28 protein-coding genes and 1 pseudogene are annotated in these 26,206 nt (G+C 69.9%); 7 read left to right on the top strand and 22 right to left on the bottom strand.

Features of this window, described 5'->3' with window-relative positions:
- Position 1: 1 nt before the first annotated feature.
- From BMW88_RS13455 to BMW88_RS13450, 3 genes are all read right to left on the bottom strand, one after another.
- Positions 2-430, bottom strand: coding sequence for a CBS domain-containing protein (locus BMW88_RS13455; RefSeq protein ID WP_089951005.1), 429 nt, complete (start codon positions 428-430; stop codon positions 2-4).
- 142 nt (positions 431-572) lie between these two features.
- Positions 573-734: a hypothetical protein gene (locus tag BMW88_RS41820; protein WP_177221085.1), complete on the bottom strand. Its 162-nt coding sequence runs from the start codon at positions 732-734 to the stop codon at positions 573-575.
- 186 nt (positions 735-920) lie between these two features.
- Positions 921-2,024, bottom strand: a complete 1,104-nt coding sequence (locus BMW88_RS13450; protein ID WP_425434654.1) for a DUF6923 family protein — start codon at positions 2,022-2,024, stop codon at positions 921-923.
- Positions 2,025-2,207: 183 nt separating this feature from the next.
- Here BMW88_RS13450 and BMW88_RS13445 point away from each other — a divergent pair, with 183 nt between their 5' ends.
- Positions 2,208-2,966, top strand: a complete 759-nt coding sequence (locus BMW88_RS13445) for a bestrophin-like domain (protein ID WP_089951003.1) — start codon at positions 2,208-2,210, stop codon at positions 2,964-2,966.
- Here BMW88_RS13445 and BMW88_RS13440 read toward each other — a convergent pair.
- The 6 genes and pseudogenes from BMW88_RS13440 to BMW88_RS13420 form a co-directional block, all read right to left on the bottom strand.
- Complete coding sequence (locus tag BMW88_RS13440; RefSeq protein WP_089951002.1) at positions 2,963-3,622, bottom strand: EcsC family protein; 660 nt, start codon at positions 3,620-3,622, stop codon at positions 2,963-2,965. The two genes, BMW88_RS13445 and BMW88_RS13440, sit on opposite strands and share 4 nt — an antisense overlap.
- A 78-nt stretch (positions 3,623-3,700) precedes the next feature.
- A complete protein-coding gene (locus BMW88_RS40925) occupies positions 3,701-4,546 on the bottom strand; it encodes a PEP-utilizing enzyme (protein WP_143116065.1) in 846 nt (281 codons plus the stop codon).
- Positions 4,462-4,985 (bottom strand): annotated as a pseudogene (locus tag BMW88_RS43230) (PEP/pyruvate-binding domain-containing protein). Before BMW88_RS43230 ends, BMW88_RS40925 begins: the two are co-directional and overlap by 85 nt.
- A complete protein-coding gene (locus BMW88_RS43990) occupies positions 4,985-5,218 on the bottom strand; it encodes a PEP/pyruvate-binding domain-containing protein (RefSeq protein ID WP_143116063.1) in 234 nt (77 codons plus the stop codon). Before BMW88_RS43990 ends, BMW88_RS43230 begins: the two are co-directional and overlap by 1 nt.
- Positions 5,219-5,390: 172 nt before the next feature.
- Complete coding sequence (locus BMW88_RS13425; protein ID WP_089951001.1) at positions 5,391-6,272, bottom strand: ADP-ribosylglycohydrolase family protein; 882 nt, start codon at positions 6,270-6,272, stop codon at positions 5,391-5,393.
- A 62-nt stretch (positions 6,273-6,334) separates the two neighbouring features.
- Positions 6,335-6,886 carry a hypothetical protein gene (locus BMW88_RS13420; protein ID WP_089951000.1) on the bottom strand — a complete coding sequence of 184 codons (552 nt, stop codon included), beginning with the start codon at positions 6,884-6,886 and terminating at the stop codon, positions 6,335-6,337.
- A gap of 104 nt (positions 6,887-6,990) precedes the next feature.
- On the opposite strand from BMW88_RS13420, the gene BMW88_RS13415 reads away from it, so the two are divergent.
- Positions 6,991-7,512 (top strand): HNH endonuclease, encoded by a 522-nt coding sequence (locus tag BMW88_RS13415; RefSeq protein WP_089950999.1) that lies wholly within the window; start codon positions 6,991-6,993, stop codon positions 7,510-7,512.
- A gap of 21 nt (positions 7,513-7,533) precedes the next feature.
- Here the strand turns inward: BMW88_RS13415 and BMW88_RS13410 are convergent, their stop codons facing one another.
- The 4 genes from BMW88_RS13410 to BMW88_RS13395 all read right to left on the bottom strand — a co-directional run bounded on the left by BMW88_RS13410 (position 7,534) and on the right by BMW88_RS13395 (position 12,191).
- On the bottom strand, positions 7,534-8,148 hold the full coding sequence (locus BMW88_RS13410; protein WP_089950998.1) for a hypothetical protein: 615 nt from the start codon (positions 8,146-8,148) through the stop codon (positions 7,534-7,536).
- Between the two features lie 123 nt (positions 8,149-8,271).
- Positions 8,272-11,100 (bottom strand): vitamin B12-dependent ribonucleotide reductase, encoded by a 2,829-nt coding sequence (locus BMW88_RS13405; protein ID WP_089950997.1) that lies wholly within the window; start codon positions 11,098-11,100, stop codon positions 8,272-8,274.
- Between the two features lie 66 nt (positions 11,101-11,166).
- The gene (nrdR, locus tag BMW88_RS13400) at positions 11,167-11,634 is read right to left on the bottom strand and encodes a transcriptional regulator NrdR (protein ID WP_089950996.1); all 468 of its coding nucleotides are present in this window, start codon (positions 11,632-11,634) and stop codon (positions 11,167-11,169) included.
- A 272-nt stretch (positions 11,635-11,906) separates the two neighbouring features.
- The gene (locus BMW88_RS13395) at positions 11,907-12,191 is read right to left on the bottom strand and encodes a hypothetical protein (protein ID WP_089950995.1); all 285 of its coding nucleotides are present in this window, start codon (positions 12,189-12,191) and stop codon (positions 11,907-11,909) included.
- A 221-nt stretch (positions 12,192-12,412) separates the two neighbouring features.
- Between BMW88_RS13395 and lexA the strand changes: the two genes are divergently transcribed.
- Positions 12,413-13,090 (top strand): transcriptional repressor LexA, encoded by a 678-nt coding sequence (gene lexA / locus BMW88_RS13390; protein ID WP_245777768.1) that lies wholly within the window; start codon positions 12,413-12,415, stop codon positions 13,088-13,090.
- Here the strand turns inward: lexA and BMW88_RS13385 are convergent.
- Positions 13,065-13,802, bottom strand: a complete 738-nt coding sequence (locus tag BMW88_RS13385) for a GbsR/MarR family transcriptional regulator (protein WP_089950993.1) — start codon at positions 13,800-13,802, stop codon at positions 13,065-13,067. The two genes, lexA and BMW88_RS13385, sit on opposite strands and share 26 nt — an antisense overlap.
- 125 nt (positions 13,803-13,927) lie before the next feature.
- On the opposite strand from BMW88_RS13385, the gene BMW88_RS13380 reads away from it, so the two are divergent.
- Entirely contained in the window at positions 13,928-15,037 is a 1,110-nt protein-coding gene (locus tag BMW88_RS13380) for a cytochrome P450 (RefSeq protein ID WP_089950992.1), read from the top strand.
- Between the two features lie 148 nt (positions 15,038-15,185).
- On the opposite strand, the gene BMW88_RS13375 is transcribed toward BMW88_RS13380, so the two are convergent.
- From BMW88_RS13375 to BMW88_RS13365, 3 genes are read right to left on the bottom strand one after another with little or no spacing between them, the layout of a single operon-like run.
- Complete coding sequence (locus BMW88_RS13375; protein WP_089950991.1) at positions 15,186-16,112, bottom strand: esterase-like activity of phytase family protein; 927 nt, start codon at positions 16,110-16,112, stop codon at positions 15,186-15,188.
- Between the two features lie 35 nt (positions 16,113-16,147).
- Positions 16,148-17,596 (bottom strand): GTPase HflX, encoded by a 1,449-nt coding sequence (hflX, locus tag BMW88_RS13370; protein WP_089950990.1) that lies wholly within the window; start codon positions 17,594-17,596, stop codon positions 16,148-16,150.
- Between the two features lie 25 nt (positions 17,597-17,621).
- Positions 17,622-18,122 (bottom strand): ArsR/SmtB family transcription factor, encoded by a 501-nt coding sequence (locus BMW88_RS13365; RefSeq protein WP_281249398.1) that lies wholly within the window; start codon positions 18,120-18,122, stop codon positions 17,622-17,624.
- A gap of 55 nt (positions 18,123-18,177) precedes the next feature.
- On the opposite strand from BMW88_RS13365, the gene BMW88_RS13360 reads away from it, so the two are divergent.
- Both BMW88_RS13360 and BMW88_RS13355 read left to right on the top strand, forming a co-directional pair.
- Positions 18,178-19,419, top strand: a complete 1,242-nt coding sequence (locus BMW88_RS13360; protein ID WP_089950989.1) for an MFS transporter — start codon at positions 18,178-18,180, stop codon at positions 19,417-19,419.
- The gene (locus BMW88_RS13355) at positions 19,412-20,308 is read left to right on the top strand and encodes an SMP-30/gluconolactonase/LRE family protein (protein WP_089950988.1); all 897 of its coding nucleotides are present in this window, start codon (positions 19,412-19,414) and stop codon (positions 20,306-20,308) included. The genes BMW88_RS13360 and BMW88_RS13355 overlap by 8 nt, the downstream gene beginning before the upstream one ends.
- A 15-nt stretch (positions 20,309-20,323) precedes the next feature.
- Here BMW88_RS13355 and dapF read toward each other — a convergent pair whose 3' ends face one another.
- From dapF to BMW88_RS13340, 3 genes are read right to left on the bottom strand one after another with little or no spacing between them, the layout of a single operon-like run.
- Entirely contained in the window at positions 20,324-21,118 is a 795-nt protein-coding gene (dapF, locus tag BMW88_RS13350) for a diaminopimelate epimerase (RefSeq protein WP_089950987.1), read from the bottom strand.
- On the bottom strand, positions 21,106-22,026 hold the full coding sequence (miaA, locus tag BMW88_RS13345) for a tRNA (adenosine(37)-N6)-dimethylallyltransferase MiaA (RefSeq protein ID WP_245777747.1): 921 nt from the start codon (positions 22,024-22,026) through the stop codon (positions 21,106-21,108). Before miaA ends, dapF begins: the two co-directional genes overlap by 13 nt.
- A complete protein-coding gene (locus BMW88_RS13340) occupies positions 22,023-22,703 on the bottom strand; it encodes a class III extradiol ring-cleavage dioxygenase family protein (RefSeq protein WP_089950986.1) in 681 nt (226 codons plus the stop codon). Before BMW88_RS13340 ends, miaA begins: the two co-directional genes overlap by 4 nt.
- A gap of 170 nt (positions 22,704-22,873) precedes the next feature.
- On the opposite strand from BMW88_RS13340, the gene BMW88_RS13335 reads away from it, so the two are divergent.
- On the top strand, positions 22,874-24,223 hold the full coding sequence (locus BMW88_RS13335; RefSeq protein WP_089950985.1) for a DUF349 domain-containing protein: 1,350 nt from the start codon (positions 22,874-22,876) through the stop codon (positions 24,221-24,223).
- Positions 24,224-24,275: 52 nt separating this feature from the next.
- Here the strand turns inward: BMW88_RS13335 and BMW88_RS13330 are convergent, their stop codons facing one another.
- Both BMW88_RS13330 and miaB read right to left on the bottom strand, forming a co-directional pair.
- Positions 24,276-24,743, bottom strand: coding sequence for an Rv2732c family membrane protein (locus BMW88_RS13330; protein ID WP_245777746.1), 468 nt, complete (start codon positions 24,741-24,743; stop codon positions 24,276-24,278).
- Positions 24,740-26,206 carry a tRNA (N6-isopentenyl adenosine(37)-C2)-methylthiotransferase MiaB gene (miaB, locus tag BMW88_RS13325; RefSeq protein WP_089950983.1) on the bottom strand — a complete coding sequence of 489 codons (1,467 nt, stop codon included), beginning with the start codon at positions 26,204-26,206 and terminating at the stop codon, positions 24,740-24,742. Before miaB ends, BMW88_RS13330 begins: the two co-directional genes overlap by 4 nt.

The raw sequence follows: 26,206 nt of genomic DNA, 5'->3' as shown, positions 1-26,206 counted from the left end.
CTCAGCCTTGGGAGATGTAGGCCTGCAGCTGGTCCTGGGACTGTTCGAGCTGTCCGATGCGGCTCTTCACGACGTCGCCGATGCTGACGATCCCGACCAGCTGCCCGTCGGACAGCACGGGCACGTGGCGGAAGCGCCGTTCGGTCATCATGACGGTGAGGCTGTCCACCGTGTCCGACGGCGAGCAGGTGAACACGTCGGTCGTCATGATCGCCGACACAGGCGACGAGAGCAGGGCGGGTCCGGACTCGTGCAGCCGGCGGACGACGTCGCGTTCGGAGACGATTCCCGCCACTCCGGAAGCGCCCACGACGACGATCGCGCCGACGTTGTGCTCGGCCAGTGCTCTGAGCAGTTCGGACACCGGTGCGTCCGGGTCGATCGTCGCTACCGCCGATCCCTTGGTGCGCAACACGTCAACGATCCTCACCTGGCGCCTCCGATCCTGTCGGTCCGGTAGCACCTCAGGCTAGATCGGATCCAGGCGGAACGGGAGATCGGTTCACGAAGGGAGCAGGGAACGCGTTCGGACGAACGCGTCCCCTGCGGTGTCGCGCCTGGTTCGGCGTCGGCTACGCGGATCCTCCGCGGCGACGGGCTGCGAACTGGCGCGGCTGGACCACCGGCACGCGCTGCTGTGGCAGCTGGACGTGCGCGATCTGGTCGTGCTTGCCTCGCTTCTGCGCACGGCGTGCGGCGCGGTTGCTCGGCTCGGGCGGGGTGGTGGCAGGCATGCGAAAGCCTCCTCACGAAGAGGGCGTGCAAAGAACACGGCGGAAGAAGAGCCGTGAGAGAGGACCCGCGGAAGGGTCACCGAGGCGACATCAGGTCGCAGGGCAGCGGCGAGAGCGCTGCGGAGGTTCATCAGCTGAGGAACATGTCCGCAACGCTAGCGACGCCGCCGTCTCCTGCCAACCGAATTAACCGCGGGCTCGTGCGGCAGCCGCTCCGGCGCCCAGCATCACGAGGACGATCGTCACCATCGCCCACTTGCGGGACTTCGTCAGCGGCGTGGTCTCGGTCTCCAGCGGCAGGTCGGCGCGCGGCTGGGTTTTCTGCCGTGCCGCCCGCACCGGAACCGGTTGTGGCGCAACGGAAGGAGGAGACGCAGGCGTCGCGGCGGGAGGCGGTGGCACGACCGGGACGGGTGCGGGTGCGGGCGCTGGAACGGGCGCGGGGGACGGGGCCGGGGACGGTGGTGGCGGCGACGGGACCTCCGGGCGTGGCGCGGGAGGTTCGACGCGCGGTGGCATCGGCGACGGCAGGCAGCCCGCCGCGTCGACCATGCCCAGCTGCGGCCCGGACGACAGCTCCACGGCGGTCGCGCCGTCGATCCGGTAGACGTGGCTGCGGCCCTTGTACCCGTTGTTGACGGCGTGGACGGTGCCGGCCGCGTCGATCACCACGGCGCCGTAGGTGGACTTGCCGGGCAGGCCGGTGATCTCCTTGCGGCTCAGCACCCGCCCGGAGGCCGGGTCGAACGACACGAGCTCCCCCGGCCCGTGGCCCGCCGCCGAGACTCCGGTCAGCTTCCCGTTCGGGCCGGTGGCGAAGTCGTCGAGCGTCAGCGCGGGCCAGTCGAGCACGACGGTTCGCACGATCTTGAGGTACGACGGGCTCTTCGGGTCGATGTCGATGGCGTGGATCCGGGCGTTGTCGCGCACGTAGAACGTGGTGCCGACGACCGCGCCCGCGGACACGTCGTCCGTGCGGAACCAGTGCGCGTCAACGGGTCCGAGGTCGTTGACCGTGCCCTTCACGTCGATCAGCACGACGTGGGAGGGGTTTTTCCACCACCGGTGGCCTCGGGAGGTGAGGCCGACCAAACGTCCCAGCGTCGACGAGTATCCCAGTGCGTTCACCGCGTAGCCCAAACGAGCTATTTCTTCCACTCCACCGGATGACACGTCGAGCGTCGCAAAACTCGACAGTGCTCCCCGATGGAGTGAACGAACTTGAAATGCGTCACAGCTTTGCGGTGCGGCTTGAGCAACGGCGCTGGTGAACGGCGCGGAAAGCACCATCAGGGCCGACACGGCGCCCAACACCAGCGAATCGCGCCGCCACCGGGATGGAGCAACCCAATACGACAACCGGGTATCGCTGCTGTTGCCGCGCATTTCCACCTGACCATTACTCGTCAACCAGACCGTGCTGTACCGGTCACAGTAGACCGTGGTCTAATCCCACACCAGAAAGGAGCCGAATTGAGCATTTACCTCACCGGCGCGCTCTGGGTTCTGGGAGCCGCCGTCATCTCCGCCGTTCTCGTCGTCGTCACCCGCCGGTTCGGCTCGGAGGAAGTGGGCGAGAAGAACCTCGGCGCGGGCGGCTCGGTGTTCAGCATCGTGGCCGGCCTGCACGCCGTGCTGGTCGCGTTCATCCTGATCTCGCTGTTCGACGCGTCCAACGGCGCCGAGGAGCAGGTGCAGAAGGAGGCCAACGCGCTCGTCGCCGTCAACTGGTCGGCGGGCTCGCTGCCGGAGCCGGCGAAGTCGGAGGTGGACCGGCTGATCCGCGACTACGTCTCGACCGTCGTGGACGACGAGTGGCCTCGCATGCGCGAGGGCGAGAACGTCGACAACACGGGCTGGAACACGTTGAACGAGCTCAAGGAGACGATCGCGACCGCGGCGCCCGCGGGTGACTGGCAGGAGGACCGCAAGGCCGAGGCGGCGAACCAGCTCTGGGACGTCTACCAGGCCCGGCAGGAGCGACTGGACGCGGCGGGCAACGGCGTCAACCCGGTCGTGTGGCTCGCGCTGCTGATCGGCACCGTTCTGTCGCTGCTGTTCCCGTACCTGTTCGGCGGTCCGACGCTGGTCTCGCAACTGCTGATCACCGTGACGCTGAGCTCCACGCTGGTGTTGCTGCTCTTCGCGATCTACCAGATGCAGAACCCGTTCAGCGGCGGCGTGGAAATCCCGCCGGACGCGTACAGCGCGGCTTTGGACCGGTTGAGCTAGCGCGAGTCGGTCGTTCCGTCCGCTTCTTCGATCTCCACGGACAGCACCTCGCCGTCGATGACCTTCGGCAACGGGTCCGCGCTGGTGAAGTAGCGGTTCGCGAATGCGCCGACCGCCCTGGTCGAGGCGGCGTCGACGCCACCGCCGATGACGCCGCCCAGCACCGGGACGCCCTTCACCGCGATCGAACCGAGCTTCTTCGTGCCGTATTTCGTGATGAGGGCGGACGCGGCCTTCTTCGTGAACTGCTTGATGCCGACTTTTTTGAACAGTTCGGTACCGGCGTTGCCGAGCAGGCACAGCAGAATCGCCGTTTGCACCTCTTCGCTGTCCACGTCATGGCCGCGCACCGTCGCGATGGACGCGATGAGGTGCGTCTGGATGACGTACGTGGCCGCGACGTTGGACGGCAGCGAGACGGGCAGGGTGATCAGGCCACCGAGGTTGGTGACGAAGCCCTGCGCGCCGGCGAGGGCCACGTGCTTGCGGATGAGGTGCTTGATCGCGTCGTTCTGGTCGTTGTTCTTCTTGGCCAACGCGTCGGACGCGGACTCGCGCGCACTCTTGAACGGGCCGAACCCGTCCACGCCCGCGCGCAGCAGGTAGTCGGCGATGCCCTGCTGGACCTTGTTCAGCTCACCCTTGGACTCAGCCACGACCCCGAGATTACGCGTCCGACCGGCGCGATGACGCCTCAACGGCCTGTGCCAGCGGGAACAGCGGCCGCCGTGGGGTCAGGACCCGATCTCCGGCGTGGTGATCACGCCCGTGCCGCCGTCCACGGTGATCCGCTCACCGGTCCTGATCCGCGTCACCGCCCCGCGCACACCGACCACCGCCGGGATGCCGTACTCCCGCGCCACGACCGCGCCGTGCGAGCTCGCGCCGCCCATCTCCATGACCAGAGCGCTCGCGGTCAGGAACAACGGCGTCCACCCGGGATCCGTCGACGGGGCCACGAGGATCTCGCCGGGCTCCAGGTGCGCGCCGTTCGGGTCCACCACGGCTCGCGCGATGCCGGTGACCGTGCGTCCGCCGTCCTGGAACTGCCGCAGCGCGACGGGATCGCGGCGGATCTGCCGCGCCACGTCCCACATCGCCATGTCCATCTCGGTGGTGACGTTGTTGGGCAGACCGCGCGGCACCGCCTGCAGCTCGCCCGGCCGGACCCGCACGACCTCGCCGACGAGGCCGAGCACCGCGAACCCGACCAGCGCGGTGGGAGCGAGCCGGGGCAGCACCGGCACGACGCACTGCCGCAGCGCCTGCTCGATCGAGAGGGACGCGGACCTCTCCAGGATCTCGCGCTCCATCAGCATCGCGTCGCGCACGGCCTTCTCCGGGTTCACCAGCGCCTTGGCCACCGTCGCCGGTGCGCGGAACCGGCGGGCGAGCCTCAGCACGCGCCTGATGACGGACACCGGCGACGAGCTCGTCACCGCGAACCGCGGATCGTCGAACAGGCCGCGGAGCACCTCCGACGAGCGTGCCTCCATCACGGCGAGCAGTCGCGTGATGAACTTGCGGCCGACACCGCTGCGCAGCACCTTGGTGGCGTCGAAGAAGATTCGTTCTTCCATGTCCACAAAGGACTTCCTGGCGGGTCGTCGATCACGATTTCGAAGGCCGGCTTGGAGATCTCGCGGAACACCGCACGTCCCATCGGCGTGATCGGGCGTTCGAGACCTTGGGCGAGGCTGAAGCAGAAGTAGGCGTGGTCGTCGCCGTCCCGGTTGTCCGGCAACGGGAACAGCGTGGTGATGGGCCGCGCCTGGATCAGGTGCGGCTCACCGCCGGGGTCGATCGCCCACTCGATGTCCGGCGGCGCGCCGTAGTGCTGCCGCACCTTGTGGCCGAGGGCGGCGAGCGCGTGGACCTGTCGGTGATGCACGGATCGGTGTTGTCGCCCACCGCGACGTCCTCGGTGCCGCCGCCGGACACGACGGCTTCACCCAGGCCGGGGCTCGCATCGATGACGATCTGGTCGCGCTTGCCGGTGACCGGGTTGGCCGTGAACATCACGCGGACACCTCGGACTGCACCATCCGTTGCACCACCACGGCGAGGTGAGCCGTGGTGTGGTCGATGCCGTTCGTCTCGCGGTAGCTGACCGCGCGGTCGGTCCACAGCGAGGCCCAGCACCGGTGCACCGCTTCGACCACGGCGTTCTCACCCACGACGTTGAGGACCGTGTCCTGCTGGCCGGCGAAGCTCGCGAACGGCAGGTTTTCGGCAGTCGCGCTGGATCGCACCGTGGCTGCCGCGTCGTCGCCGAGTTCGCGGTCGCGCCTCCGACGACCGCCCGCATTGCGCCGTCGATGGAGCTGAGGTCGATGACGAGCGCCATGGTGGCCGCCAGGTTCCGCCTGGAGGTGAGGTTACGAGCGTTCGACCCGAAACTCAACACACGATGAGTAAAGTGCGCTAGCGACTCACCCAGCCGGGGAGCGGTTCTCGATCACTCCGCCACTCCTCCGGCGGCGTCGCGACGATGCCGCCGACGATCGCTCCGGTCGTGTCGACGTCACCGCCCGCCCGGACGCACGTCGCGATGGCGACGCGGTAGTCGTCGAGGTGGTGGGCGGCGACCCACAGGGCGAACGGCACGGTGTCCTGCGCCGTCACCCTGGAGCCGTTGCCGAGCACGTACGCGGCCTCCTCGGCGGTTCCGATCCGGCGCGCCTTCTCGACGCCCCTGCGCACGACGGAGTCTTCGAGGTGGTCGAGCACACCGCCGAGGAGGTCCTGTGGTGGCGATCCGGCGAGCCGGGCCTTCGCCGCGATGGCCGCCGCGTGCGCCACCGCGACGCCGCCCGCGATGCCCTCCGGGTGCTGGTGGGTGACCTCGCTCGCCTTGATCGCCTGCGCTGTCACGGTTTTCGGGTCCTCGGCGAAGTAGGCGCCGAGCGGGGCGATCCGCATCGCCGCGCCGTTGCCGCACGAGCCCTGACCGCCGAATGCGCTCGCGGCCGCTTCCTTCCACGGCGTGCCTTGGCGGATCTTGCGCAGGATGGTGAACGCCCCCGCGCCGTACCCGCGGTAGGGCTCACAACGGTCGGCGAACGTCATCGCGAGCCGGTCCCGGTCGACTTCGCCGTGATCGCGGAGCTCGGCGACGAGGTTGCAGGCCATTTCGGTGTCGTCGGTCCACTCCCAGGGCCCTCGTGGCGGCTTGCCGGCCACGAGGTCGGGAAGCGAGCGGCCGACCATGAAGAACTGTGCGCCCAGAGCGTCGCCGACGGAGAGCCCGTCAAGCGAGTCGTATGCGAGGTCCAGGCGCGCACGAGCATGCAGAACGATGCGCATCGCCCATCATTTTACCCTGCACGGCAACGGATTTCAGTCGATCAAGGCACCGGGCACCGGCTTCACCGGGCCAGTCCGGCCGGCGTGAAGACGAAGCTGTCGCGGAAGCCGCCATCGCCGCGCCTCGTCGCCATCAGCCGCAGCTCCGGCATGAAGTGGAAGAACACGAGCGAACCCGACCGGTCCGGGTAGCCGAGCGTCTTCGAGTACTTCGGGTTGGTACCGCCCAGCCACAGCGGCGGCTCACCGTACTCCGCGATCACGTCGTCCAGCAGGCGGTCCCGATCGCCCAGCACGCCGGGGATCCGGCTGTCCGCGTCGAGCGACAGCCACCCCTGTCGGTGCGCGAGGTCCGCGTACACCGACGCCATCACGTCCTCGCTGCGGTGGCCGAGCACCTCGTGCACCGCACCGCTGACCATCGCCGCGTTGGCCGCTCCCCGCTTCACCAGCGCGTCGAGCTCCGCCTGCCACCGGTCCGTGCGGTCGTCCGCGAACGCCAGCGCGTCGAGCAGGGTGAGGATCACCGGCTCGCCGCCGTACATGCCCGGCCGCCGGACAGCGGCGTTGAGCTGGCCGAGCAGGTGACCGCGTAGGTCGTCGAACGAGCGCATCTCTCTCCCTGCAGCAACGTGAACGTTTTTCTATCACGGTCGCCCGGAAGCGAAACGAATCCGCCGCCGCCACCGACAGGAAGGTCAACAACTGGGGAGGGCACATGAGCGTCAGCAACCGGCAGATCGTCGACCACTGGGCCCAGCACGCCTCCGGCGTGGCGGTCGACTGGGACCAGGCCCACGAGCGGTGCTGGCGCTGCGGCTACCGGGCGGAACTGGAGAAGTGCCCCATCGTGCCCGAGTCGCTGGGCGGCACGGACACCGTGGACAACCTGGTCCTGTTGTGCGGCCGGTGCGGCCGCGAGGCGCCGGTCCACCAGGACCCCGGGTACCTGTGGCGGTGGCTGCGGGCGACGTCCGTCTCGTCGCACGACACGTACTGGACGCTGCGCGGCTGGGAGGAGTTCGAGGTCATCTTCGGCCGCAAGCCGCTCGAGTGCTTCAAGGAGGCCGAGGTCGACCACCGCTCCCTCAACGCCGAGTGCCGGGCGCTGGCGGCGGACGAGTTCGCGAAGACCGTCATCCACTTCGGCGAGGGCCGGCTCAACCCGTCCACCATCGCCTGCGTGATCGCGGAGATCGAGAAGAAGCTGGCGGACCGCCACGGCATCACGCTGCCGTGATGGCCCGCCGGTGGGATGCGGTCATTCCGGCCGCGCACTGCTCCCGCGGCCGGTGACGTCGACCAGGAGGGCCGGAACCCACGAGAAGACCTTCGGATCGCCGAGCCCGGAAGCCGTGAGCCACTCCGCGGCCCGGCGGGCCTCCTGCTCGTCCTGGATCAACCCCCAGCTCCCCGGCCGGACGCCCGTCGCCTGCCGGACCTCGGCGACGAGCCCGCCGAGGCAGGTCCACGTGTGCCATCCCCCGGTGTCGAAACCGACCGGCTCGAAACCCAGCACTCGACCGGAGCGGACGTCGGGAAAGGCCTCGCGCCGAGCCAGCCGGCCTGCCACGCCACCCGCGTCCGGGCCGTAACCCGCATCGGCCATCTCCCGGAGCAAGGCGGGAGCGTCGGTCGCGGCGATGCCGACAGCGAGCACGTGCAGCCCAGATCGGTCCGCATGAGCGCGTGACCGTTCAGCCGAAACCGGGTCATCGAACCAGTCGTCCCAGCCATCGCGGTTCGCCGGCACCAGGTCCACGACGCACTCGCTCATCGAGATCACGTCAGCGCCTCGCAGCCCCACGTCCTGCCAGTCCGCCCGGACATCTCTCGCGACCACCAGGTAGCCCGCCAGCAGTTGCTCGGTGTCCATCAGAACTCCCCCCATGCCTGCCGGGCACGCCAGAGCGGGTGCCGGTCGAATCCGGACACCCGCTCTGGTGCGCGCCATCAGCGTGAGCGCAGCTCGCTCACGATCGCGTCAAACTGCTCCCGGTCAGCTGCAACCGGAGGTGCTGCCGCAGCCCTCGCACAGGTAGCACGAGCCGGCGGGGCGCATCTTCGTGCCGCAGGTCATGCACAGCGGCGCGTCGGCGGCCTTGCCCAGGTGCAGCTCCAGCAGCTCGGTCGAGCTGCCGACCTGCTTCGGGGCGGTGGTCTCGACCGCCGCCTCCACCGCGGGGGCCGCCTCGACCGAGCCGCGCAGGCCTTCGAGGTCCACATCGGACGAAGGCGCGCTGCCGTACTCGCCGGCCACCTGCGCGGAACGCTCGTCGGCGGTGAAGATGCCGAGCTGCGCGCGCTTGTCGTACGGCAGGTAGTCGAGCGCCAGCCGGCGGAACAGGTAGTCGAGCACCGACGTCGCGATGCGCACGTCCGGGTCGTCGGTCATGCCCGCCGGCTCGAAGCGCAGGTTCTGGAACTTCGAGACGTAGAACTCGAGCGGGATGCCGTACTGCAGACCCACCGAGATGGACATCGAGAACGCGTCCATCACGCCGGCCAGCGTCGAGCCCTGCTTGCCCAGCTTGACGAAGATCTCGCCGAGGCCGTTGTCCGGGTAGGAACCGGCGTGCAGGTAGCCCTCCGCGCCACCGACCGTGAACGACACGGTCTGCGACGGGCGCTTCTTCGGCAGGCGCTTGCGGACCGGGCGGTACTCGACGACCGTCTCGGTCTTGGCCTCGGCACCCTTGTTCGCGCCCTTGCCCGCGGACAGCGGCTGGCCGACCTTGCAGTTGTCGCGGTAGATCGCGAGCGCCTTCAGGCCGAGCTTCCAGCCCTGGTAGTAGATCTCCTCGACCTCCTCGACGGTCGCCGTCTCCGGCATGTTGACCGTCTTGGAGATCGCGCCGGACAGGAACGGCTGGGTGGCCGCCATCATCCGCACGTGGCCCATGGGGGCGATGGACCGCTCGCCCATCGCGCAGTCGAAGACCTCGTAGTGCTCGCGGCGCAGGCCCGGCGCGTCGACGACGTGGCCGTGCTCGGCGATGAACTCGACGATCGCCTCGATCTGCTCGTCCTGGTAGCCCAGCGACTTCAGCGCGCGCGGCACCGTCTGGTTGACGATCTGCATCGAGCCGCCGCCGACGAGCTTCTTGAACTTGACCAGGGCCAGGTCCGGCTCGATACCGGTGGTGTCGCAGTCCATCATCAGGCCGATGGTGCCGGTCGGGGCCAGCACGGAGGCCTGGGCGTTGCGCCAGCCGTTCTTCGCGCCGATCTCCAGCGCCTGCTGCCACGCCTCGGTCGCGACCTTGTGCACCGACGAGTCGTTCGCGTGGTAGGTGCGGATCAGGTCGTTGGCGGCGGCGTGCTTGCGCATGACGCGCTGGTGCGCCGTGGCGTTGCGCTTGTAGCCGTCGTAGGCGCCGACGATGCCCGCGAGCTCCGCGGAACGGCGGTACGAGACACCGGTCATCAGCGAGGTGATGGTCGCGGCGAGGGCGCGGCCGCCCTCGGAGTCGTACGCGTGGCCGGTCGCCATCAGCAGCGCGCCGAGGTTGGCGTAGCCGATGCCGAGCTGGCGGAACTTGCGGGTGGTGTCCGCGATCGGCTCGGTCGGGAAGTCCGCGAAGCAGATCGAGATGTCCATCGCGGTGATGATCAGCTCGACGGCCTTGGCGAACGTGACGGCGTCGAAGCGGCCGTCGTCACCGAGGAACTTCATCAGGTTCAGCGACGCGAGGTTGCAGCTCGAGTTGTCGAGGTGCATGTACTCCGAGCACGGGTTGGACGCGGTGATGCGGCCCGACTCGGGGCAGGTGTGCCAGTCGTTGATCGTGTCGTCGTACTGGATGCCGGGGTCGGCGCACTCCCACGCCGCCTTGGCGAGCTTGCCGAACAGCTCCTTGGCGTCGACGCGCTCGATGACCTCACCGGTCTGGCGGGCGCGCAGGCCGAAGTCGCCGCCGCTCTCGTAGGCGTGCATGAACTCGTCCGACACGCGGATCGAGTTGTTGGCGTTCTGGTACTGCACCGACACGATGTCCGTGCCGCCCAGGTCCATGTCGAACCCGGCGTCGCGCAGCGCGCGGATCTTGTCCTCTTCGCGGGCCTTCGTCTCGATGAACTCGACGACGTCGGGGTGGTCGACGTCGAGGACGACCATCTTCGCGGCGCGGCGGGTGGCGCCACCGGACTTGATGGTGCCCGCGGACGCGTCGGCGCCGCGCATGAACGACACCGGGCCGGACGCGGTGCCGCCGGAGGACAGCAGCTCCTTGGAGGAGCGGATGCGCGAGAGGTTCAGGCCGGCACCGGAGCCGCCCTTGAAGATCAAGCCCTCCTCGCGGTACCAGTTCAGGATCGACTCCATCGTGTCGTCGACCGCGAGGATGAAGCACGCGCTGACCTGCTGCGGCGAGCTGGTGCCCACGTTGAACCACACCGGCGAGTTGAAGCTGAACACCTGGTGCAACAGCATGTAGGTGAGCTCGTGCTCGAAGATCTCGGCGTCCTGCTCGCCCGCGAAGTAGCCGTGCTCCTTGCCGGCGCCCACGTAGGTCTTCACGACCCGGTCGATCAGCTGGCGCAGCGACTGCTCGCGCTTCTCGCTGCCGACGGCGCCGCGGAAGTACTTGCTGGTGACGATGTTGGTGGCGTTCACCGACCAGAACTCGGGGAACTCGACACCGCGCTGCTCGAAGTTCACCGAGCCGTCGCGCCAGTTCGTCATGACGACGTCGCGGCGCTCCCAGGTGACCTCGTCGTAGGGGTGACGGCCCTCGGTGGTGTAGACGCGCTGGACCTTCAACGCGGCAGGCTTGGCAGCCGCACGCGCGGCTGTCTTCTTGGCTGAGCCGCCGACGGTCTCGGTCACGGTGGATCTCCCTCGTGCTGGTGCTTAGAAAAAGATGGTGTTTGCGCGCGCTCGAGTGCGCGCGGATCACTGCTCCCGGGCCGCTTCGGCCCGTGCAGTGCGAAGATCGAGGATTTCCTTCTCGAAGTCCTCGACGGACGAGAAGGACCGGTAAACGCTCGCGAAGCGCAGATAAGCGACCTCGTCGAGTTCGCGCAGGGGACCCAGAATGGCCAGGCCCACCTCGTGGCTCGGGATTTCCGCACATCCCGTCGACCGGATCGACTCTTCCACTCGCTGGGCGAGCTGCTGGAACGCGTCCTCGTCGACCGGGCGGCCCTGGCACGCCCTGCGCACGCCGACGACGACCTTGTCGCGGCTGAACGGCTCCGTCACCCCGGAGCGCTTGACCACGGCGAGAACCGCTTCTTCGACCGTGGTGAACCTGCGGCTGCAGCTGTTGCAGGAGCGGCGACGACGGATCACCTGTCCTTCGTCGACCTCACGGGAGTCGACGACCCGCGAGTCCGAATGACGGCAGAACGGACACCGCACGCCACCTCACCCCTTCCCAGCGCAGCACTCACCGCAGCAGCCACACTGGTCGGGTTACCCACAACCTGTGGACTACTTACGACGATGTAACCACTAGATGTAGGGGTAGAACCTAGATCGCAACGGACGTCCGACGCAACTCGACACGGCGCGTCGCGTGTCACCCTGTTGGAGGAACCGTCGACGATCAGGGGCGATTACACAACGATGCCCGCGCATGACGCAGAGTTCACGTCATCGCGGGCACGCGAGCACAAGATGTGGGGGCAGAGCTACAGGGTGACCCCCACCTGCTGGAGGTAGAGCACGCCGAGCGCGATGATCGTGAGCGCGCTCAGGACACCGACGGCGACGAGCTCGAGCATCGACTCGCGCTTCGGCCGCGCCTCGCAGGAACTGGACTCGCGCCTGGCCGCCACCGCGACCGGACGAGGCCTGGTCGCCGGACGGCGGGGCATGACCCGCGGCCCCGAACGGAGTGGGCGTCCCGCTGCGACGTCCGCGTCCTCGGCAACGCGCAACCGCTTTTCGACGAGCACCGCCACGACGACCTCCATCGCAGGTCAACCACCATGATCGAACACAGGTTCGATCGAACGTCCGTGCGAATTTCTACCACGGTGGCCGACCGGACGCCACAACACGCGGCCAAATACCTCGAACAGGTGTTTGATCTGCGCAGCAAACACGACTACCGTCGACCACGAAGATCGACGGAGGCCGGAATCCCATTCGAACTGGGGGCGGCGAGGAGGACAGCACCGTGGCAGGCAAGACGATCGATCCGGACCCTGCTCTTGTGGAAGCACAGGTGAGCGAGATCGCGGGCAACGCCGGCCTGACCCTGCGTCAGCGCAAGGTGCTCGACGTGATCCGCGACTGGGTCGACCGCTTCGGCTACCCGCCGAGCGTGCGCGAGATCGGCGAGGCCGTCGGCCTGACGTCGACCTCGTCGGTCGCGTACCAACTGCGCGCGCTGGAGCGCAAGGGCTTCCTGCGCCGCGACCCGAACCGCCCGCGCGCGGTCGGCATGCTGCCCTCCGAGATCGACCCCGGTCTCGACCCGATGTCCAAGCCGACCCCGGCGTACGTGCCGATGGTCGGTCGCATCGCGGCCGGTGGCCCGATCCTCGCGGAGGAGTCGATCGAGGACGTGTTCCCGCTGCCGCGCGAGATCGTCGGCGAGGGTGAGCTGTTCCTGCTGCGCGTCGTCGGTGACTCGATGATCGACGCCGCGATCACCGACGGCGACTGGGTCGTGATCCGCAAGCAGCCGACCGCCGACCAGGGCGAGATCGTCGCCGCCATGATCGACGGCGAGGCGACCGTGAAGACGTTCAAGCGCAAGGACGGCCACGTGTGGCTGATGCCGCACAACCCGGCCTACCAGCCGATCAACGGCGACCAGGCCACCATCCTCGGCAAGGTCGTCACCGTGCTGCGGCGTCTGCCCTAGCTCGTTTCTTCTTCTCGAAGAAGTCGAGCCACTTCCGCTGGGTGGACTCCATGTCCACCACGACGAACGCGAAGAACTGCCCCATGTCCTTGAGGCGCGCACCCACTGGCGTGTCGAGACCGAAGATCTCGGCACCGTTCAGTGCGGTGTGCGCCCAGGTGGAGTTGCGCTCGGCGCTGGACAGCCACGCCCGGTACCAGACGTCGTCGTCCAGGTAGTAGCGCATGCGCTTGCCGTCGCGTTCGGCGCGCAGCAGGTCGAGCTGCTGCAGGTAGGCCGTCGACCGCGAGACCGTGCCGGGGCTGATCGACAACCGCAGCACGAGCTCGGTCGCCGTCAGGCTGCCCTTGTCGGTCATGAAGATCTCAGCGAGGATCCGCGCCGCCGTGCGCGTCAGTCCGGTCTGCACGAACACCGCGACCAGTTGCAGGTGGAACTCCTGCACCTCCCCCGGACGGCGGTCGAACGCGTAGACCTCCTCGTCGACGTCGAGGTCGTCGACCGCGGGCATGCGGCGCATCGCCCGATCGCTCGCCGCCCGGTGCGCGGCACCCGGCCGGTAGTTGTTGTGACCGCCGTTGCGGACCACCTCGCGCTGGATCGTCGAGGCGGGCCTTTGCAACCGCCTCCCGATTTCGGAGTACCCCAGCCCGTCCCACAACCACTGGGCGATGAGCTGCCGCTCTTCCTCGTCTAGCCGCTTACCAGGCACAACATCATGGTGCCTTGCACCTCAGGCCATTGCAATGAGTCTTTTGACTTCGTCCGCAAACGTTTTTAGCTTGCAGGGAGGGGAAACGAACTCGTTGCAAGGGGGAGGCAATGCCACTCAGCCCGATGACGTATCCGGACGGGCACGTCGGCTGGAGAGCGCACGACCACGCGACTGTGCGAGCCGTGCTGGCGAGCGACCGGTTCAGCATCCGGCCGGATCTGATGCACAACCCGTTCGGGCCGGGCAGTCCCGGTGACGCGCCGCCGTCGCCGCCCGGCGCGTTCACCGATCACGACCCACCGGACCACACCCGGTACCGCAGCAGGTTGACCGGCCAGTTCACCGTGCGGCGAATGCGGCTGCTCGCCGAGCGGCTGGAGGTGATCACGGCCGAGCACCTGGACGTGCTCGCGGCTCAGGGGTCGCCGGCCGATCTGGTGGAGCACTTCGCGGTGCCGGTACCGGGGTTGATGATCTGCGAGCTGCTCGGTGTCCCGTACGAGCGCCGGGCGGAGTTCCAGCAGGACGCGATGCTGCTGACCGGCGCCAGCGGCGCGGAGGCCGACGGGGGCGCGGCGATGTACGCCGCGTTCGAACGGCTTGAGCGGTTCATGGTGGAGATGGTCGAGGAGAAGCGGGCGCGTCCGACCGATGACGTGCTCAGCGGCCTCGTCGCCGGCGAACCCGCCGGGGCCGACGGTGCTCTCACCGACGACGAGATGGCGGCGATGGGCATGGCGTTGCTCGGGGGCGGTCTCGACACGACGACGAACATGCTGTCGCTCGGCACGCTGGAGCTGCTCCGCCACCCCGATCAGGTGAAAGCGATGCTCGACGATCCGGAAGCCGCCGTCGAGGAGCTGCTGCGCCACATCAGTCTGACGCCCGCGACGGCGCGCACCGCTTTGGAGGACGTCGAGATCGACGGCGTCTTCGTGCGCAAGGGCGACACCGTGCTGGTCGAGCTCGGGTCCGCCAACCACGATCCGGCGCGCTACGCGCGTCCCGACGTTCTGGACCTGGCTCGCGGCGCGACGGGGCACCTCGCGTTCGGGCACGGCATCCACCAGTGCATCGGTCAGCACCTCGCCAGGATCGAGCTGAAGATCGCCTTCCCCGGCCTCTTCACCCGGTTCCCGGCGTTGCGGCTGGCCGTGCCGGAGGAGGAGCTGCCGCGCCGGGCGAGTCTCGTGATCGGCGGCCTGGAGCGGATGCCCGTCGCCTGGGACTAGTTCAGCGGTACAGGAGGATCGAGAGGTGCGAGGGTGCCTGCTCGCCGTGTCGATCGTGATCCCTGCGCGAGCCGGCGCGGTGCGGCGAGGATCGCGGCGGCCAAGGTCGAGCAGGCCTTCGCCGCTCCACGCGCCGGCTGGCCGGTGCTCAGGCCCGGCGGCGGAAGCGCAGGCCGATGACCAGTGCGACAGCCAGGACGATGCCGCCGACGGTCAGGGCCAGCGGCCAGTTCTGCCACGAGGAGCTCGACGGCGGGGCTGCCTGCGGCTGGTCCGCGGCGGGTGGGAGTGCCTCGGTCGTGGTCGGCGGCGCGGCGGGCGGCGCGGCGGGCTTGGCCAGGGCCGCGGCGCCCTCGACGGCGCGGATCGGGGTGCCGGCGCCTTCGGAGGCGGAGAGCAGGGTGCCGTCCGGGTCGAAGGCGATGGCCTCGCCCTGGGGTTCGTCCGGCAGCGGGACGCGGACCGGGTCGCCGGACAGCGCCTTGACGACGTCGCCGTCGGGGACCGGGTACAGGTACGCGTCGGTGTAGGTGCGCAGGGCGATGACGGAGCCGTCGGCCTTGGCGGCGGCCCCGGTCACCAGGCGCGAGTCGAGGGTGCCGTCCAGGGGACCGCCCGGGGTGTCCGTCGATGACAGCGACACGCGGGCGACCTGCTCCAGCGGAACCGACACGTCGGTTCGAAGCGGAGCTGCCGGGCGGTACACGAGTGCGGAGCCGAGGGGCTCCTTGGTGATGATGAACGGCGTGCCGGACTTGTCGACGAGCAGTGCCTCGGCGTCGTGCTTGCCGTCCGGGTACGTGACGCGGAACCGCTCCACGGCGCCTGAAGGCGAAACCTTGTGCAGGGCGACCGTGGAGCGGGACTTGTTGTTGTCGCCGGTATCGGAGGCCCAGAGGGTGCCGTCCGGCGTCATCGCCAGGTCTTCGACGTCGTACGGGTCCACGGGCGCGGTGATCGTGCGCTTCACGACGCAGTCGCGCCCGAGGACCTGGATGCGCAGCGTGCCGTTGTCGCTGTCGCTGACGGCGTAGAGCTGTTTGCCGTCGGACGTGAGCCCGGAGAGCTCCTGCATGGCTACCGGGCACACGTCCACGGGTGGAGGCGGGATCAAGCAAGCGTCCCGTTCGTCGCGAACGGCTCCAGGACACCGGCGAGGTCCGGGCGCACGCGGGCGCTGAGCAGCGTGCCCGACTCCGTGTGCTTCTCGGACAGCACCTCGCCGTCGCGGTGCACGCGGGCGACGACCTCGCCGCGCGCGTACGGCACGAGAGCCTCGACCACGACCTCGGGACGGGGCATCAGCTCGGCGATGCGGGCGCGCAGCTCCTCGATGCCGAGGCCGGAGTGCGCCGACACGAACGACGCGTCCGGGAACAGGTGCCGCAGCCGGGCGAGACCGATCTCGCCGACCGCGTCGATCTTGTTCACGACGAGCAGCTCGCGCGGCATCGGCGTGCCGGTCTCCTCGTTGATCTCCGAGATGACCTCGCGCACGGCGCTGACCTGCTTCTCCGGCATGGCGTCGGAGCCGTCGACCACGTGCACGAGCAGGTCGGACTGGCCGACCTCCTCCAGCGTGGAGCGGAACGCCTCGACCAGCTGGTGCGGCAGGTGCCGGACGAAGCCGACCGTGTCCGTCAGCGTGTACGGCAGGCCTTCCGGCGTCAGCGCGCGGCGCGTCGTCGGGTCGAGGGTGGCGAACAGCGCGTCCTCGACCAGGACGCCGGCGCCGGTCAGCGCGTTGAGCAGCGAGGACTTGCCCGCGTTGGTGTAGCCCGCGATGGCGACGCTCGGGATCTCGTTCGCCGTGCGGCGGCCCCGCTTGGTCTCGCGGATGACGCCGATCGCGGCGATCTCGCGGCGCAGCTTGGCGATGCGCGCGCGGATCCGGCGGCGGTCCGTCTCGATCTTCGTCTCACCGGGACCGCGCAGACCCACACCGCCGTTGCCGCCGCCGGCCCGACCACCGGCCTGCCGCGACAACGTCTCACCCCAGCCGCGCAGCCGCGGCATGAGGTACTGCAGCTGGGCCAGCTCGACCTGCGCCTTGCCCTCCTTGCTCCGCGCGTGCTGCGCGAAGATGTCCAGGATGAGCGCGGTGCGGTCGATGACCTTGACCTTGAGCTTCTCCTCGAGCTGGCGCAGCTGGCCAGGCGAGAGCTCGCCGTCGCAGATCACGGTGTCCGCGCCGGTCGACTGCACCACGTCGCGCAGCTCGGAGACCTTGCCCGAGCCGATGTACGTCGCCGCGTCCGGCTTGTCGCGCCGCTGCACGACGCCCTCCAGCACCTCGGAGCCCGCGGTTTCGGCGAGGCGCGCGAGCTCGGCCATCGAGGCGTCGGAGTCGGCTGCCGTGCCCTCGGTCCACACCCCGACGAGCACGACCCGCTCCAGGCGAAGCTGCCGGTACTCAACCTCGGTGACGTCCTCGAGCTCGGTGGACAACCCGGCGACACGGCGCAGTGCGGCGCGTTCCGCGAGCTCGAAGTCACCGGTCGAGAAGTCGTCGTCTTCCCAGTCGGTGTCGAACTCTGTGCTCTGGATGTTTTCCGTCATTTGCCCTTCATCGTCCCATGGACCGTCAGTCCCCTGGATACACCGCGAGGTAGATCGCCACACGGGGAACTTCGGGTCTGACCGGTTGCGCGGCCAGCTCTTCCATCAACGACGCGAGCCGCTGCTTTAGTTCCTCGGGGTCGACGGTGACGACCAGACGGCTCTGCTCCACGTTCTCGAGCCCGATGTCGGCAACCTCGCCGAGGAAAGCGTGCAACATCGCCTCACCGACGGCGACCACATTTTCGCTGTTGTCGAGCTGCCACGACAGCCCTGTCGACCGATAGGGGATTTCTTTCGCGCCCCGGTTTCCCGCGCGCGGGGGCAGCGCTTCGAGGAAACCGGCGGCGACGAGCTTTCGCACGTGGTGCAGCGTCGTGGCCGGGTCCTTGCCGAGCCGCCGCGCCAGCTCCTTGTTGGTGAGCGGGCGGTCGAACGTCATCCGGATCAGCCGCAGCCGCAGGTCAGAGCTGAGGGCCGCGGCTTCTTCCCGGGTCGCCGGCCGTCGTTTCCTGGAGAGTGCCACGGGGCCCAGCGTAAGTGATTGACAGTTTCCAATCACTCGGCGCAGACTCGCCGGCATGGCGCTCCGGGGGCATCCCGACTTCCGCAGGCTCTGGGCCGGCGACACGATCAGCCAGTTCGGCGCGAGCGTCGGTGTGACGGTCATCCCGCTGCTCGCGGCCGGTGTGCTGAACGCGACACCGTTCGAGATGGGCCTGCTGGCGGCGGCGAGCACGATCGCGTTCCTCCTGATCGGCCTGCCCGCGGGCGTGTGGGTGGACCGGGTGCGCCGCAAGCCGCTGATGATCGCGATGGACGTCGCCCGCGCCGCGCTGGTGCTGAGCGTGCCGATCGCGTGGTGGCTGGGCGCGCTGGGGCTGCCGCAGCTCGTCGTCGTGAGCCTGGCGGTCGGTGTGTGCACCGTCTTCTTCGACGTCGCCTACCAGTCGTACCTGCCCTCGCTGGTCGGTCGTGACCAGCTCGTCGAGGGCAACTCCAAGCTGCAGGCGAGCCTCTCGGTGGCGGAGGTGTCCGGGCCGGCGATCGGCGGCTACGCGGCCCAGCTCCTCGGCGCGGCCAACGGCGTACTCGCGACCGGGATCGGTTATCTGACCTCGGCGTTCTTCCTGGTCCGGATCAAGAAGGCCGAGCCGGCGCCCGACCGGCACCCCGACCCGCACCTGCGCCGCGAGGTCGTGGAGGGGCTGCGGTTCGTCTTCGGCAACGTCACCCTGCGCATGATCGTGGCCTGCACCGGCACGTCGAACTTCTTCCACGGCATCCAGAACGCCGTGCTGGTCCTCTTCCTGCTCGACGTCGCCGGGCTGAGCGAGGGCACCGCGGGCCTGGTGCTCAGCGCGGGCGGCGTGGGCGGGGTGCTGGGCGCGGCGTTCGCGCACCGGATCGGCCTGCTCGTCGGGCAGGCCAGGATGATCTGGCTCATCCCGGTGCTGACCTGGCCGTTCACCCTCGCGCTGCCGTTCGTGTCCGGCGGCTGGGGCCTGGTGCTGCCGATGGCGTGCCTGGCGGTGAGCACGTTCGGGATCGTCGTCTACAACGTCGGCCAGGTGAGCTACCGGCAGGCGATCTGCCCCGACCACCTGCTCGGGCGGATGAACGCCTCGATCCGCTGGGTCGTGTGGGGAGCGACGCCGCTGGGCGCGCTGCTGGGCGGCGGGCTCGGCTCCTGGTCCGGGATCGTGCCGACGCTGTGGGTGTCGGTCGTCGGCTCCGTGGGCGGGATGGTGTGGTTGCTGCTCTCGCCGTTGCGGTCTATGCGGGACCTGCCGGCCGCCACTAGCGTCGAGGCCCATGGCTGAGGCACAACAAGCACGTACGACGGTGCTGCGGGACGGTCTCCACTTCGGCGAAGGACCAAGGCACGGTCCCGACGGCCGCCTGCACTACTCCGACTTCTACGCGGGCGAGGTGCACGCCCTCGACCTGACCACGGGCGACGACGAGGTCGTCGTCGCCTTCGACGGCCAGCCCTCCGGTCTCGGCTGGCTGCCGGACGGGCGTCTGCTCGTCGTGTCGATGCTCGACCGCACGGTGCGCCGGCTCGAAGGGGACGACCTCGTCGTCCACGCCGACATATCGCACATCGCGACGTTCCACGCCAACGACATGCTCGTCGACGCCGAGGGCCGCGCGTACGTCGGCAACTTCGGCTTCGACCTGCACGGGCTCATCGAGGAGGTCGGTGTCGCACGGCTGATGGAACCGGGGTTCGAACCGGTGGGCGCCTCGCTCGCGCTCGTCCGGCCCGACGGGTCCGTCAGCGTCGCGGCCGAGGACCTCAAGTTCCCGAACGGCATGGCGCTGCTGCCCGATCCGACGGGCGAGTCGGCGAGCGGGAACGTCCTCGTCGTCGCCGAGACCGTTGCATTCCGGCTCAGTTCGTTTTCGGTCGACCGCAACGGATCGTTGCAAAACCGCAGGGTGTGGGCCGATGTGCGGGAGTTCGGGATCGTGCCGGACGGCATCGCGGCGCACGGCGACGGGGTGTGGGTGGCGCCGGCGTTGCAGGCGGCGGCGTTCCGGGTGACCGAGGGCGGCACGGTCACGCACCGGGTGGAGACGACGCAGCCGTGCTTCGCCGTCGCGGTCGTCGACGACCACCTCGTGTGCCTGACGGCGCCCGACTCGCACCCGGCCGTGGTCAAGCCGGAGCGGCTCGGCAAGATCGAGGTCTACGACCTGGGCTGACGGCCGGCCCACCGGTTACGCGAGCGCGTCCCACCAGGACTTGTCGAGCTCGCCGCGCGCGACGAGCACGGCGGGTCCGGTGAGCGTCGACGTCGTCGGCTCGATGGTCACGAAGACCTGGCCGCCGAGGACGTCGACGGTCGCGGAGCCGGTCGTGCGGCCCTGGCCGGCGAGCCAGGAGGCGACGGACGCGACGGTGCCGGTGCCGCACGAGCGGGTCTCGCCGACGCCGCGTTCGTACACGCGCATGCGCAGGGCGTCCTGCCCGATGACGTTGATCAGCTCGACGTTGACGCCGTGCGGGAACATCACCGGGTCGAAGCCGGGTGGCGCGGTGAGGCTGAAGCCCTCGACCGGGTCCTCGGTGACGCACGCCAGGTGCGGGTTGCCGACGTCGACCGCGAACCCGCCGATGCCCTGGCCGTCGACCGCCGCGATGGACGTGCCCATGACCCGCGCGGGGCCCATGTCGTTGGTGACCGAGCCGTCCGGGTGGGTGACGACCGTCCTGTCCCCCGCGCGCGTGCCGACGACGAACTCGCCCTGCCGCTGGTGGCCGGCGTCGACGAGGTAGCGGGCGAAGACGCGCAGGCCGTTGCCGCACATCTCGGCGATGGAGCCGTCGGCGTTGCGGTAGTCCATGAACCACTTGCCGTCCGTCCGCACGACGCGCAGCACGCCGTCCGCGCCGAGGCCGCGCTGCCGGTCGCACAGCGCCTGGACGCGCGCGACGGTCAGGTCCAGCTGGTCATCGAGGTCGGGCAGGACGACGAAGTCGTTCTCCGTGCCGTGCCCCTTCACGAACTCCACGGCACCAGGCTACCGGCGGCGTCCACGAGGTCCGGCCGCGCGCCGTCGAGCCAGGTGATGCGCCGGTCACGCCGGAACCACGACCGCTGCCTGCGCACGAACCGGCGGGTGGCGCGCTTGGTCTCCTCGGCGGCGAAGTCGATCGTGCAGGCGCCGTCCATTGCGGACAGCACCTGCTGGTAGCCGAGCGCGCGGGACGCGGTCCTGCCCTCGCGCAGACCGAGCCGCACCAGGGCGCGCACCTCGTCCTCCAGGCCGGCGGCGAACATCGCGTCCACCCGCGAGTCGACGCGGGCGTCCAGTTCGGACACCTCGCGGTCGACGCCGATCTGGACCGTGCCGTAGCGGGCAGGACCGGGCTTGGGGAGGTTCGCGGAGAACGGTTCGCCGGTCAGCTCGATGACCTCCAGCGCGCGCACGATGCGGCGGCCGTTGGACGGCAGGATCGCGATGGCGGCGGCCGGGTCGAGCTCGCGCAGCCGCCGGTGCAGCGCCTCGGGCCCGGCCGACGCGAGCTCGGCCTCGAACCGGGCCCGCACCGCGTCGTCGGTGCCGGGGAACTTCAGGTCGTCGAGCACGGCCTGCACGTAGAGGCCGGAGCCGCCGACGAGGACCGGCGGGCGCCCGGCGGCGAGCAGGCGTTCGACGACGGCCCGCGCCTCGCGCTGGTAGGCCGCCACGGACGCGGTCTCGGTGACGTCGAGGACGTCGAACAGGTGGTGCGGGACACCGCGGCGCTCGGCGAGGGGCATCTTCGCCGTGCCGATGTCCATGCCGCGGTAGAGCTGCATGGCGTCGGCGTTGACGACCTCTCCCCCGAACCGCTCCGCGAGGGCGACGGCCAGGTCGGACTTGCCGGTCGCGGTGGGTCCGACCACGGCGATCGGGGCGATGCGGGGGGTGTTCACGGGCGCTCCCAGACTGCGACGTGGTAACCCACGCCGAACGGTGCGAAGAACTCGGCGCCCGAGCAGCGCCACGGACCGGGCACGCCGGCGAGGACCTGCCACGCCGCACGGCCCTGCGCGCCCAGCTCACGGGCGAGTTCGGGGTCGAGGTCGAGCAGGCCGCCGGCGTCGGCGGCGGCCAGCAGGGCGTGGACGCGGGAGTCGAACGGACCCGAACGGTCGTCGTTCGAGCCGGGCGAGCGCGGGCCGTGGCGCGTGGAGCCGTCGCCGAGGACCAGCAGGCCGGCGTCCTCGGCGGCGAGCTGTCGTCCAAACGAGACGCAGTCGGCGGGGGTCAGGTCGGGCGGGACGAGTTCGACGCGTGACACCTCCGTCGCGCAGTGTTCGCGCAGCCAGGCGGTGATCAGCACGGGCAGCGGGAGGCGGGGCTGCGGTGGCGGGTCACCCCCGAGTGACGCCGGCACGTCGACGCCGAACCCGAGAAAAGTTCCAGAAAGCGGTGGCACGAACGTCGCCGGGCCACTGCCGTCCACGGCCACCGCCACCCACGGACCAGGCAGTTTCCCTGCCGCGGCAAGGGTTGCGGCGCGCACGGGCGCGGTCTCGGCGACGGCTCCCGCGACGAGTTCTGGCACCAGGAGAGGCGGGTGCGGCACCACTGCGGCACGGGTGATCACGACGAACGAGGCTACCTATCGTGGACTCCCAGTACCGAGTCGAGCTCTGACCTGTTTGAATGCGCGCGGGGAACTGGGGACGGGAGACCCTCCAGCGCCCGTATTGCATCGGCCCCGCCGCTGGCGGGGCGCCCGTGGCAGGCACGGGCGTCAGATGGGAGGAACCGGCGATGTCGGAGCAGGACAGCACACCGCAGGCCGTGGCGGAGACCGCCCCGGTCGAGAGTGCAGCCGAGGGCGGGGTCGAGGAAACGCCGAAGGAGACCGCGGCGCAGGCGACGCCTCCGGCCGTCCCCGTGGCGTCGGACCACCCTGAGCGCTGGGGGCGCGTGGACGCCGACGGCACGGTGTACGTGAAGACCGAGGACGGCGAACGCGCGGTCGGGTCGTGGCAGGCGGGCGAGCCCGTCGAGGGCCTCGCGCACTTCGCGCGGCGCTTCGACGACCTCCGCACCGAGGTCGAGTTGCTGGTGTCGCGGCTGCAGTCCGGCGCCGGCGACCCGAAGCACGCCCTGACCAGCGCGAAGCACGTCAAGGAGCAGCTGGCCGAGGCCGCCGTGGTCGGCGACCTCAAGGCGCTGGCCGCCCGCGTCGAGCACGTGCTGGAGCAGGCAGAGGCCGGCATGGAGAAGGCGAAGGAGGCCAAGGAGGCCGCCCGCGCCCAGTCCGTGGCGCGCAAGCAGGCGCTGGTCGAGGAGGCCGAGTCGATCGCGAACGAGTCGACCCAGTGGAAGGTCGCGGGCGACCGGCTGCGCGCGATCCTCGACGAGTGGAAGACCATCCGCGGCGTCGACCGCAAGACCGACGAGCAGCTGTGGCGCCGGTTCTCGAAGGCCAGGGACGCGTTCAACCGCCGCCGCGGCTCGCACTTCGCGGACCTCGACCGGCAGCGCTCGGTGGCGAAGGCCTCCAAGCAGGCGCTCGTCGAGGAGGCCGAGAAGCTCGTCGACTCCGACGACTGGGGCGCCACGGCCGGTCGCTACAAGGAGCTGATGGTCGAGTGGAAGGCCGCCGGGCGTGCGCCCAAGGAGGCCGACGACGCGCTCTGGCAGCGGTTCCGCGCCGCGCAGGACGCGTTCTTCCAGAAGCGCTCCGAGGCGTTCAGCGAGCGTGACGCCGAGTTCACGGCGAACGCGAAGCTGAAGGAGGAGCTGCTCGCCGAGGCCGAGGCCATCGACCCGTCGGGCGACCTGGAGACCGCGCGCCAGCAGCTCTACAAGATCCAGGAGCGCTGGGACGCGATCGGCAAGGTGCCGCGGGAGCGCATCCGCGAGCTCGAGGGCAGGCTGCGCACGATCGAGGAGAGGGTCCGCGGCGCGGTCGACGCGCAGTGGCGTCGCTCCGACCCCGAGGCCGAGGCCCGCGTGGCGCAGTTCCGCGAGCGCGTGGAGCAGTTCGAGGCGCAGGCCGCGAAGGCCCGCGCCGCGGGCGACAAGCGCCGCACCGAGCAGGCCGAGGCGCAGGCGGCGCAGTGGCGCGAGTGGCTCGCCGCCGCCGAGCAGGCGCTCGCGACCCGCTAGTCCGGACAGGCCGAAGGCCCCTCCCCCGGTGCGGGGAGGGGCCTTCGGGCTGTCAGAGCTGCGGCGGCCGCGAGGCCGCGATCTTCACCCACTTCACCAGCAGGACGACCACCGCGATCACCGCGATGATCAGGCCGATGCCGGGGCCGGGCCCGATCGTCTTGTTGCTCGTGGTCGTCTGCTGCGTCCAGATCGACAGCACGCCGATGATCGAGCCCGCGAACAGCCCCAGCGAGCACACCCAGGCGAGGCCCCAGCGCCGCACCGCGAGCGTGACGCCGGAACCGAGCACGCCGACGCCGAGCGCGAAGAACGAGAACAGCCGCGGCAGGAACATCGCCGACTCGCCGAGCACGACCCGCAGCCCCGAGTGCTGCCCGACCCACGGCAGCATCAGCGACACCAGCAGCGCCAGCACGGCGATGGAGATCGTCAACGCGCCGGTGCCGGGGTCGATGCGCTTGGCCGCCTGGTGCTCCACCGCGTCGATCTCCTTGCGCAGGAACTCCTCGTCGCTCACTGGGCGGCACATCCCGAGACCGCCGGGAGCGGTGCGGGCGCGCCGAACGAGGGCAGGCCGAGGCCGACGCCCGCCGTCTTGGGCTTGATGCCCGCCTCCGACCTGTCGCCCGCCTTGGTGCGGCGCCACGTCAGCGGTTCGCCGTCCGCGACGAGGTAGTGCGGGGCCCCGTAGGTGACGACCGTCTCGACGACGTCACCGGGACGGGGAGCGGTCGCGCCGGGCGTGAAGTGCACGAGGCGTCCGTCGCGGGCCCGGCCGCTCATGCGGTGCGTCTCGGCGTCGCGCTTGCCCTCACCGGTGGCCACGAGGACCTCGACGGTGCGGCCGACCTGCTCGAGGTTGAGCGAGTGGGTCATCTCGTTCTGCAACGCCACGAGCCGGTCGAACCGCTCCTGCACGACGGCCTTGGGGAGCTGGTCCGGCAGGTCCGCGGCCGGGGTGCCGGGGCGCTTCGAGTACTGGAACGTGAACGCCGAGGAGAACCGGGCCTGGCGCACGACGTCGAGCGTGCCCTGGAAGTCCTCCTCGGTCTCGCCGGGGAAGCCGACGATGATGTCCGTGGTGATCGCGGCGTCCGGCATGGCGGCGCGGACCTTGTCGATGATGCCCAGGTACTTCTCGGTGCGGTACGAGCGGCGCATGGCCTTGAGCACCCGGTCCGAACCGGACTGCAGCGGCATGTGCAGGTTGTGCACCACGTTCGGCGTCTCGGCCATGGCGGCGATGACGTCGTCGGTGAAGTCCTTGGGGTGCGGCGAGGTGAACCGCACGCGCTCCAGCCCGTCGATGTCACCGCAGGCGCGCAGCAGCTTGCCGAACGCGTACCTGTCGCCGAACTCGACGCCGTAGGAGTTGACGTTCTGCCCCAGCAGCGTCACCTCCAGCACGCCCTCGTCGACGAGCGCCTGGACCTCGGCGAGCACGTCACCGGGGCGGCGGTCCTTCTCCTTGCCGCGCAGGGACGGCACGATGCAGAACGTGCACGTGTTGTTGCAGCCCACCGAGATCGACACCCAGCCGGAGTAGGCGGAGTCGCGGGCGGCCGGCAGCGACGACGGGAACGTCTCCAGCGCGTCGAGGATCTCGACCTGCGCCTCGGAGTTGTGGCGGGCGCGTTCGAGCAGCACCGGCAGCGAGCCGATGTTGTGCGTGCCGAACACGACGTCCACCCACGGGGCCCGCCGGACGATCTCGCTGCGGTCCTTCTGCGCGAGGCAGCCGCCGACGGCGATCTGCATGCCGGGCTTCGCCGCCTTCCGCGGGGCGAGGTGGCCGAGCGTGCCGTAGAGCTTGTTGTCGGCGTTCTCGCGGACCGCACAGGTGTTGAAGACGACGACGTCGGCCTGCTCGTCCTCGGCGGCCCGCGCGTAGCCAGCGTCCTCCAGTAGACCGGCGAGCCGCTCGGAGTCGTGCACGTTCATCTGGCAACCGAACGTGCGGATCTGGTAACTGCGGGTCAC

This window comes from Lentzea xinjiangensis (assembly GCF_900110955.1).
Lineage (GTDB): Bacteria > Actinomycetota > Actinomycetes > Mycobacteriales > Pseudonocardiaceae > Lentzea > Lentzea xinjiangensis.
The sequence above is the reverse complement of the archived record's forward strand: the minus strand, read 5'-3'. Positions and strand labels throughout refer to the sequence as shown.

What these genes read in the sequence shown, in the direction of transcription:
- BMW88_RS13380 (WP_089950992.1), top strand. Translation starts at nt 13,928, where the DNA reads ATGACGTATCCGGACGGGCACGTCGGCTGGAGAGCGCACGACCACGCG.
- BMW88_RS13450 (WP_425434654.1), bottom strand. Translation starts at nt 2,024, where the DNA reads ATGGTGCTTTCCGCGCCGTTCACCAGCGCCGTTGCTCAAGCCGCACCG.
- BMW88_RS13360 (WP_089950989.1), top strand. Translation starts at nt 18,178, where the DNA reads ATGGCGCTCCGGGGGCATCCCGACTTCCGCAGGCTCTGGGCCGGCGAC.
- hflX (WP_089950990.1), bottom strand. Translation starts at nt 17,596, where the DNA reads ATGACGGAAAACATCCAGAGCACAGAGTTCGACACCGACTGGGAAGAC.
- BMW88_RS13355 (WP_089950988.1), top strand. Translation starts at nt 19,412, where the DNA reads ATGGCTGAGGCACAACAAGCACGTACGACGGTGCTGCGGGACGGTCTC.
- BMW88_RS13415 (WP_089950999.1), top strand. Translation starts at nt 6,991, where the DNA reads ATGAGCGTCAGCAACCGGCAGATCGTCGACCACTGGGCCCAGCACGCC.
- BMW88_RS41820 (WP_177221085.1), bottom strand. Translation starts at nt 734, where the DNA reads ATGCCTGCCACCACCCCGCCCGAGCCGAGCAACCGCGCCGCACGCCGT.
- BMW88_RS13375 (WP_089950991.1), bottom strand. Translation starts at nt 16,112, where the DNA reads ATGCAGGAGCTCTCCGGGCTCACGTCCGACGGCAAACAGCTCTACGCC.
- BMW88_RS13410 (WP_089950998.1), bottom strand. Translation starts at nt 8,148, where the DNA reads ATGGACACCGAGCAACTGCTGGCGGGCTACCTGGTGGTCGCGAGAGAT.
- BMW88_RS13425 (WP_089951001.1), bottom strand. Translation starts at nt 6,272, where the DNA reads ATGCGCATCGTTCTGCATGCTCGTGCGCGCCTGGACCTCGCATACGAC.
- BMW88_RS13335 (WP_089950985.1), top strand. Translation starts at nt 22,874, where the DNA reads ATGTCGGAGCAGGACAGCACACCGCAGGCCGTGGCGGAGACCGCCCCG.
- BMW88_RS13395 (WP_089950995.1), bottom strand. Translation starts at nt 12,191, where the DNA reads ATGGAGGTCGTCGTGGCGGTGCTCGTCGAAAAGCGGTTGCGCGTTGCC.
- BMW88_RS13420 (WP_089951000.1), bottom strand. Translation starts at nt 6,886, where the DNA reads ATGCGCTCGTTCGACGACCTACGCGGTCACCTGCTCGGCCAGCTCAAC.
- BMW88_RS40925 (WP_143116065.1), bottom strand. Translation starts at nt 4,546, where the DNA reads ATGGAAGAACGAATCTTCTTCGACGCCACCAAGGTGCTGCGCAGCGGT.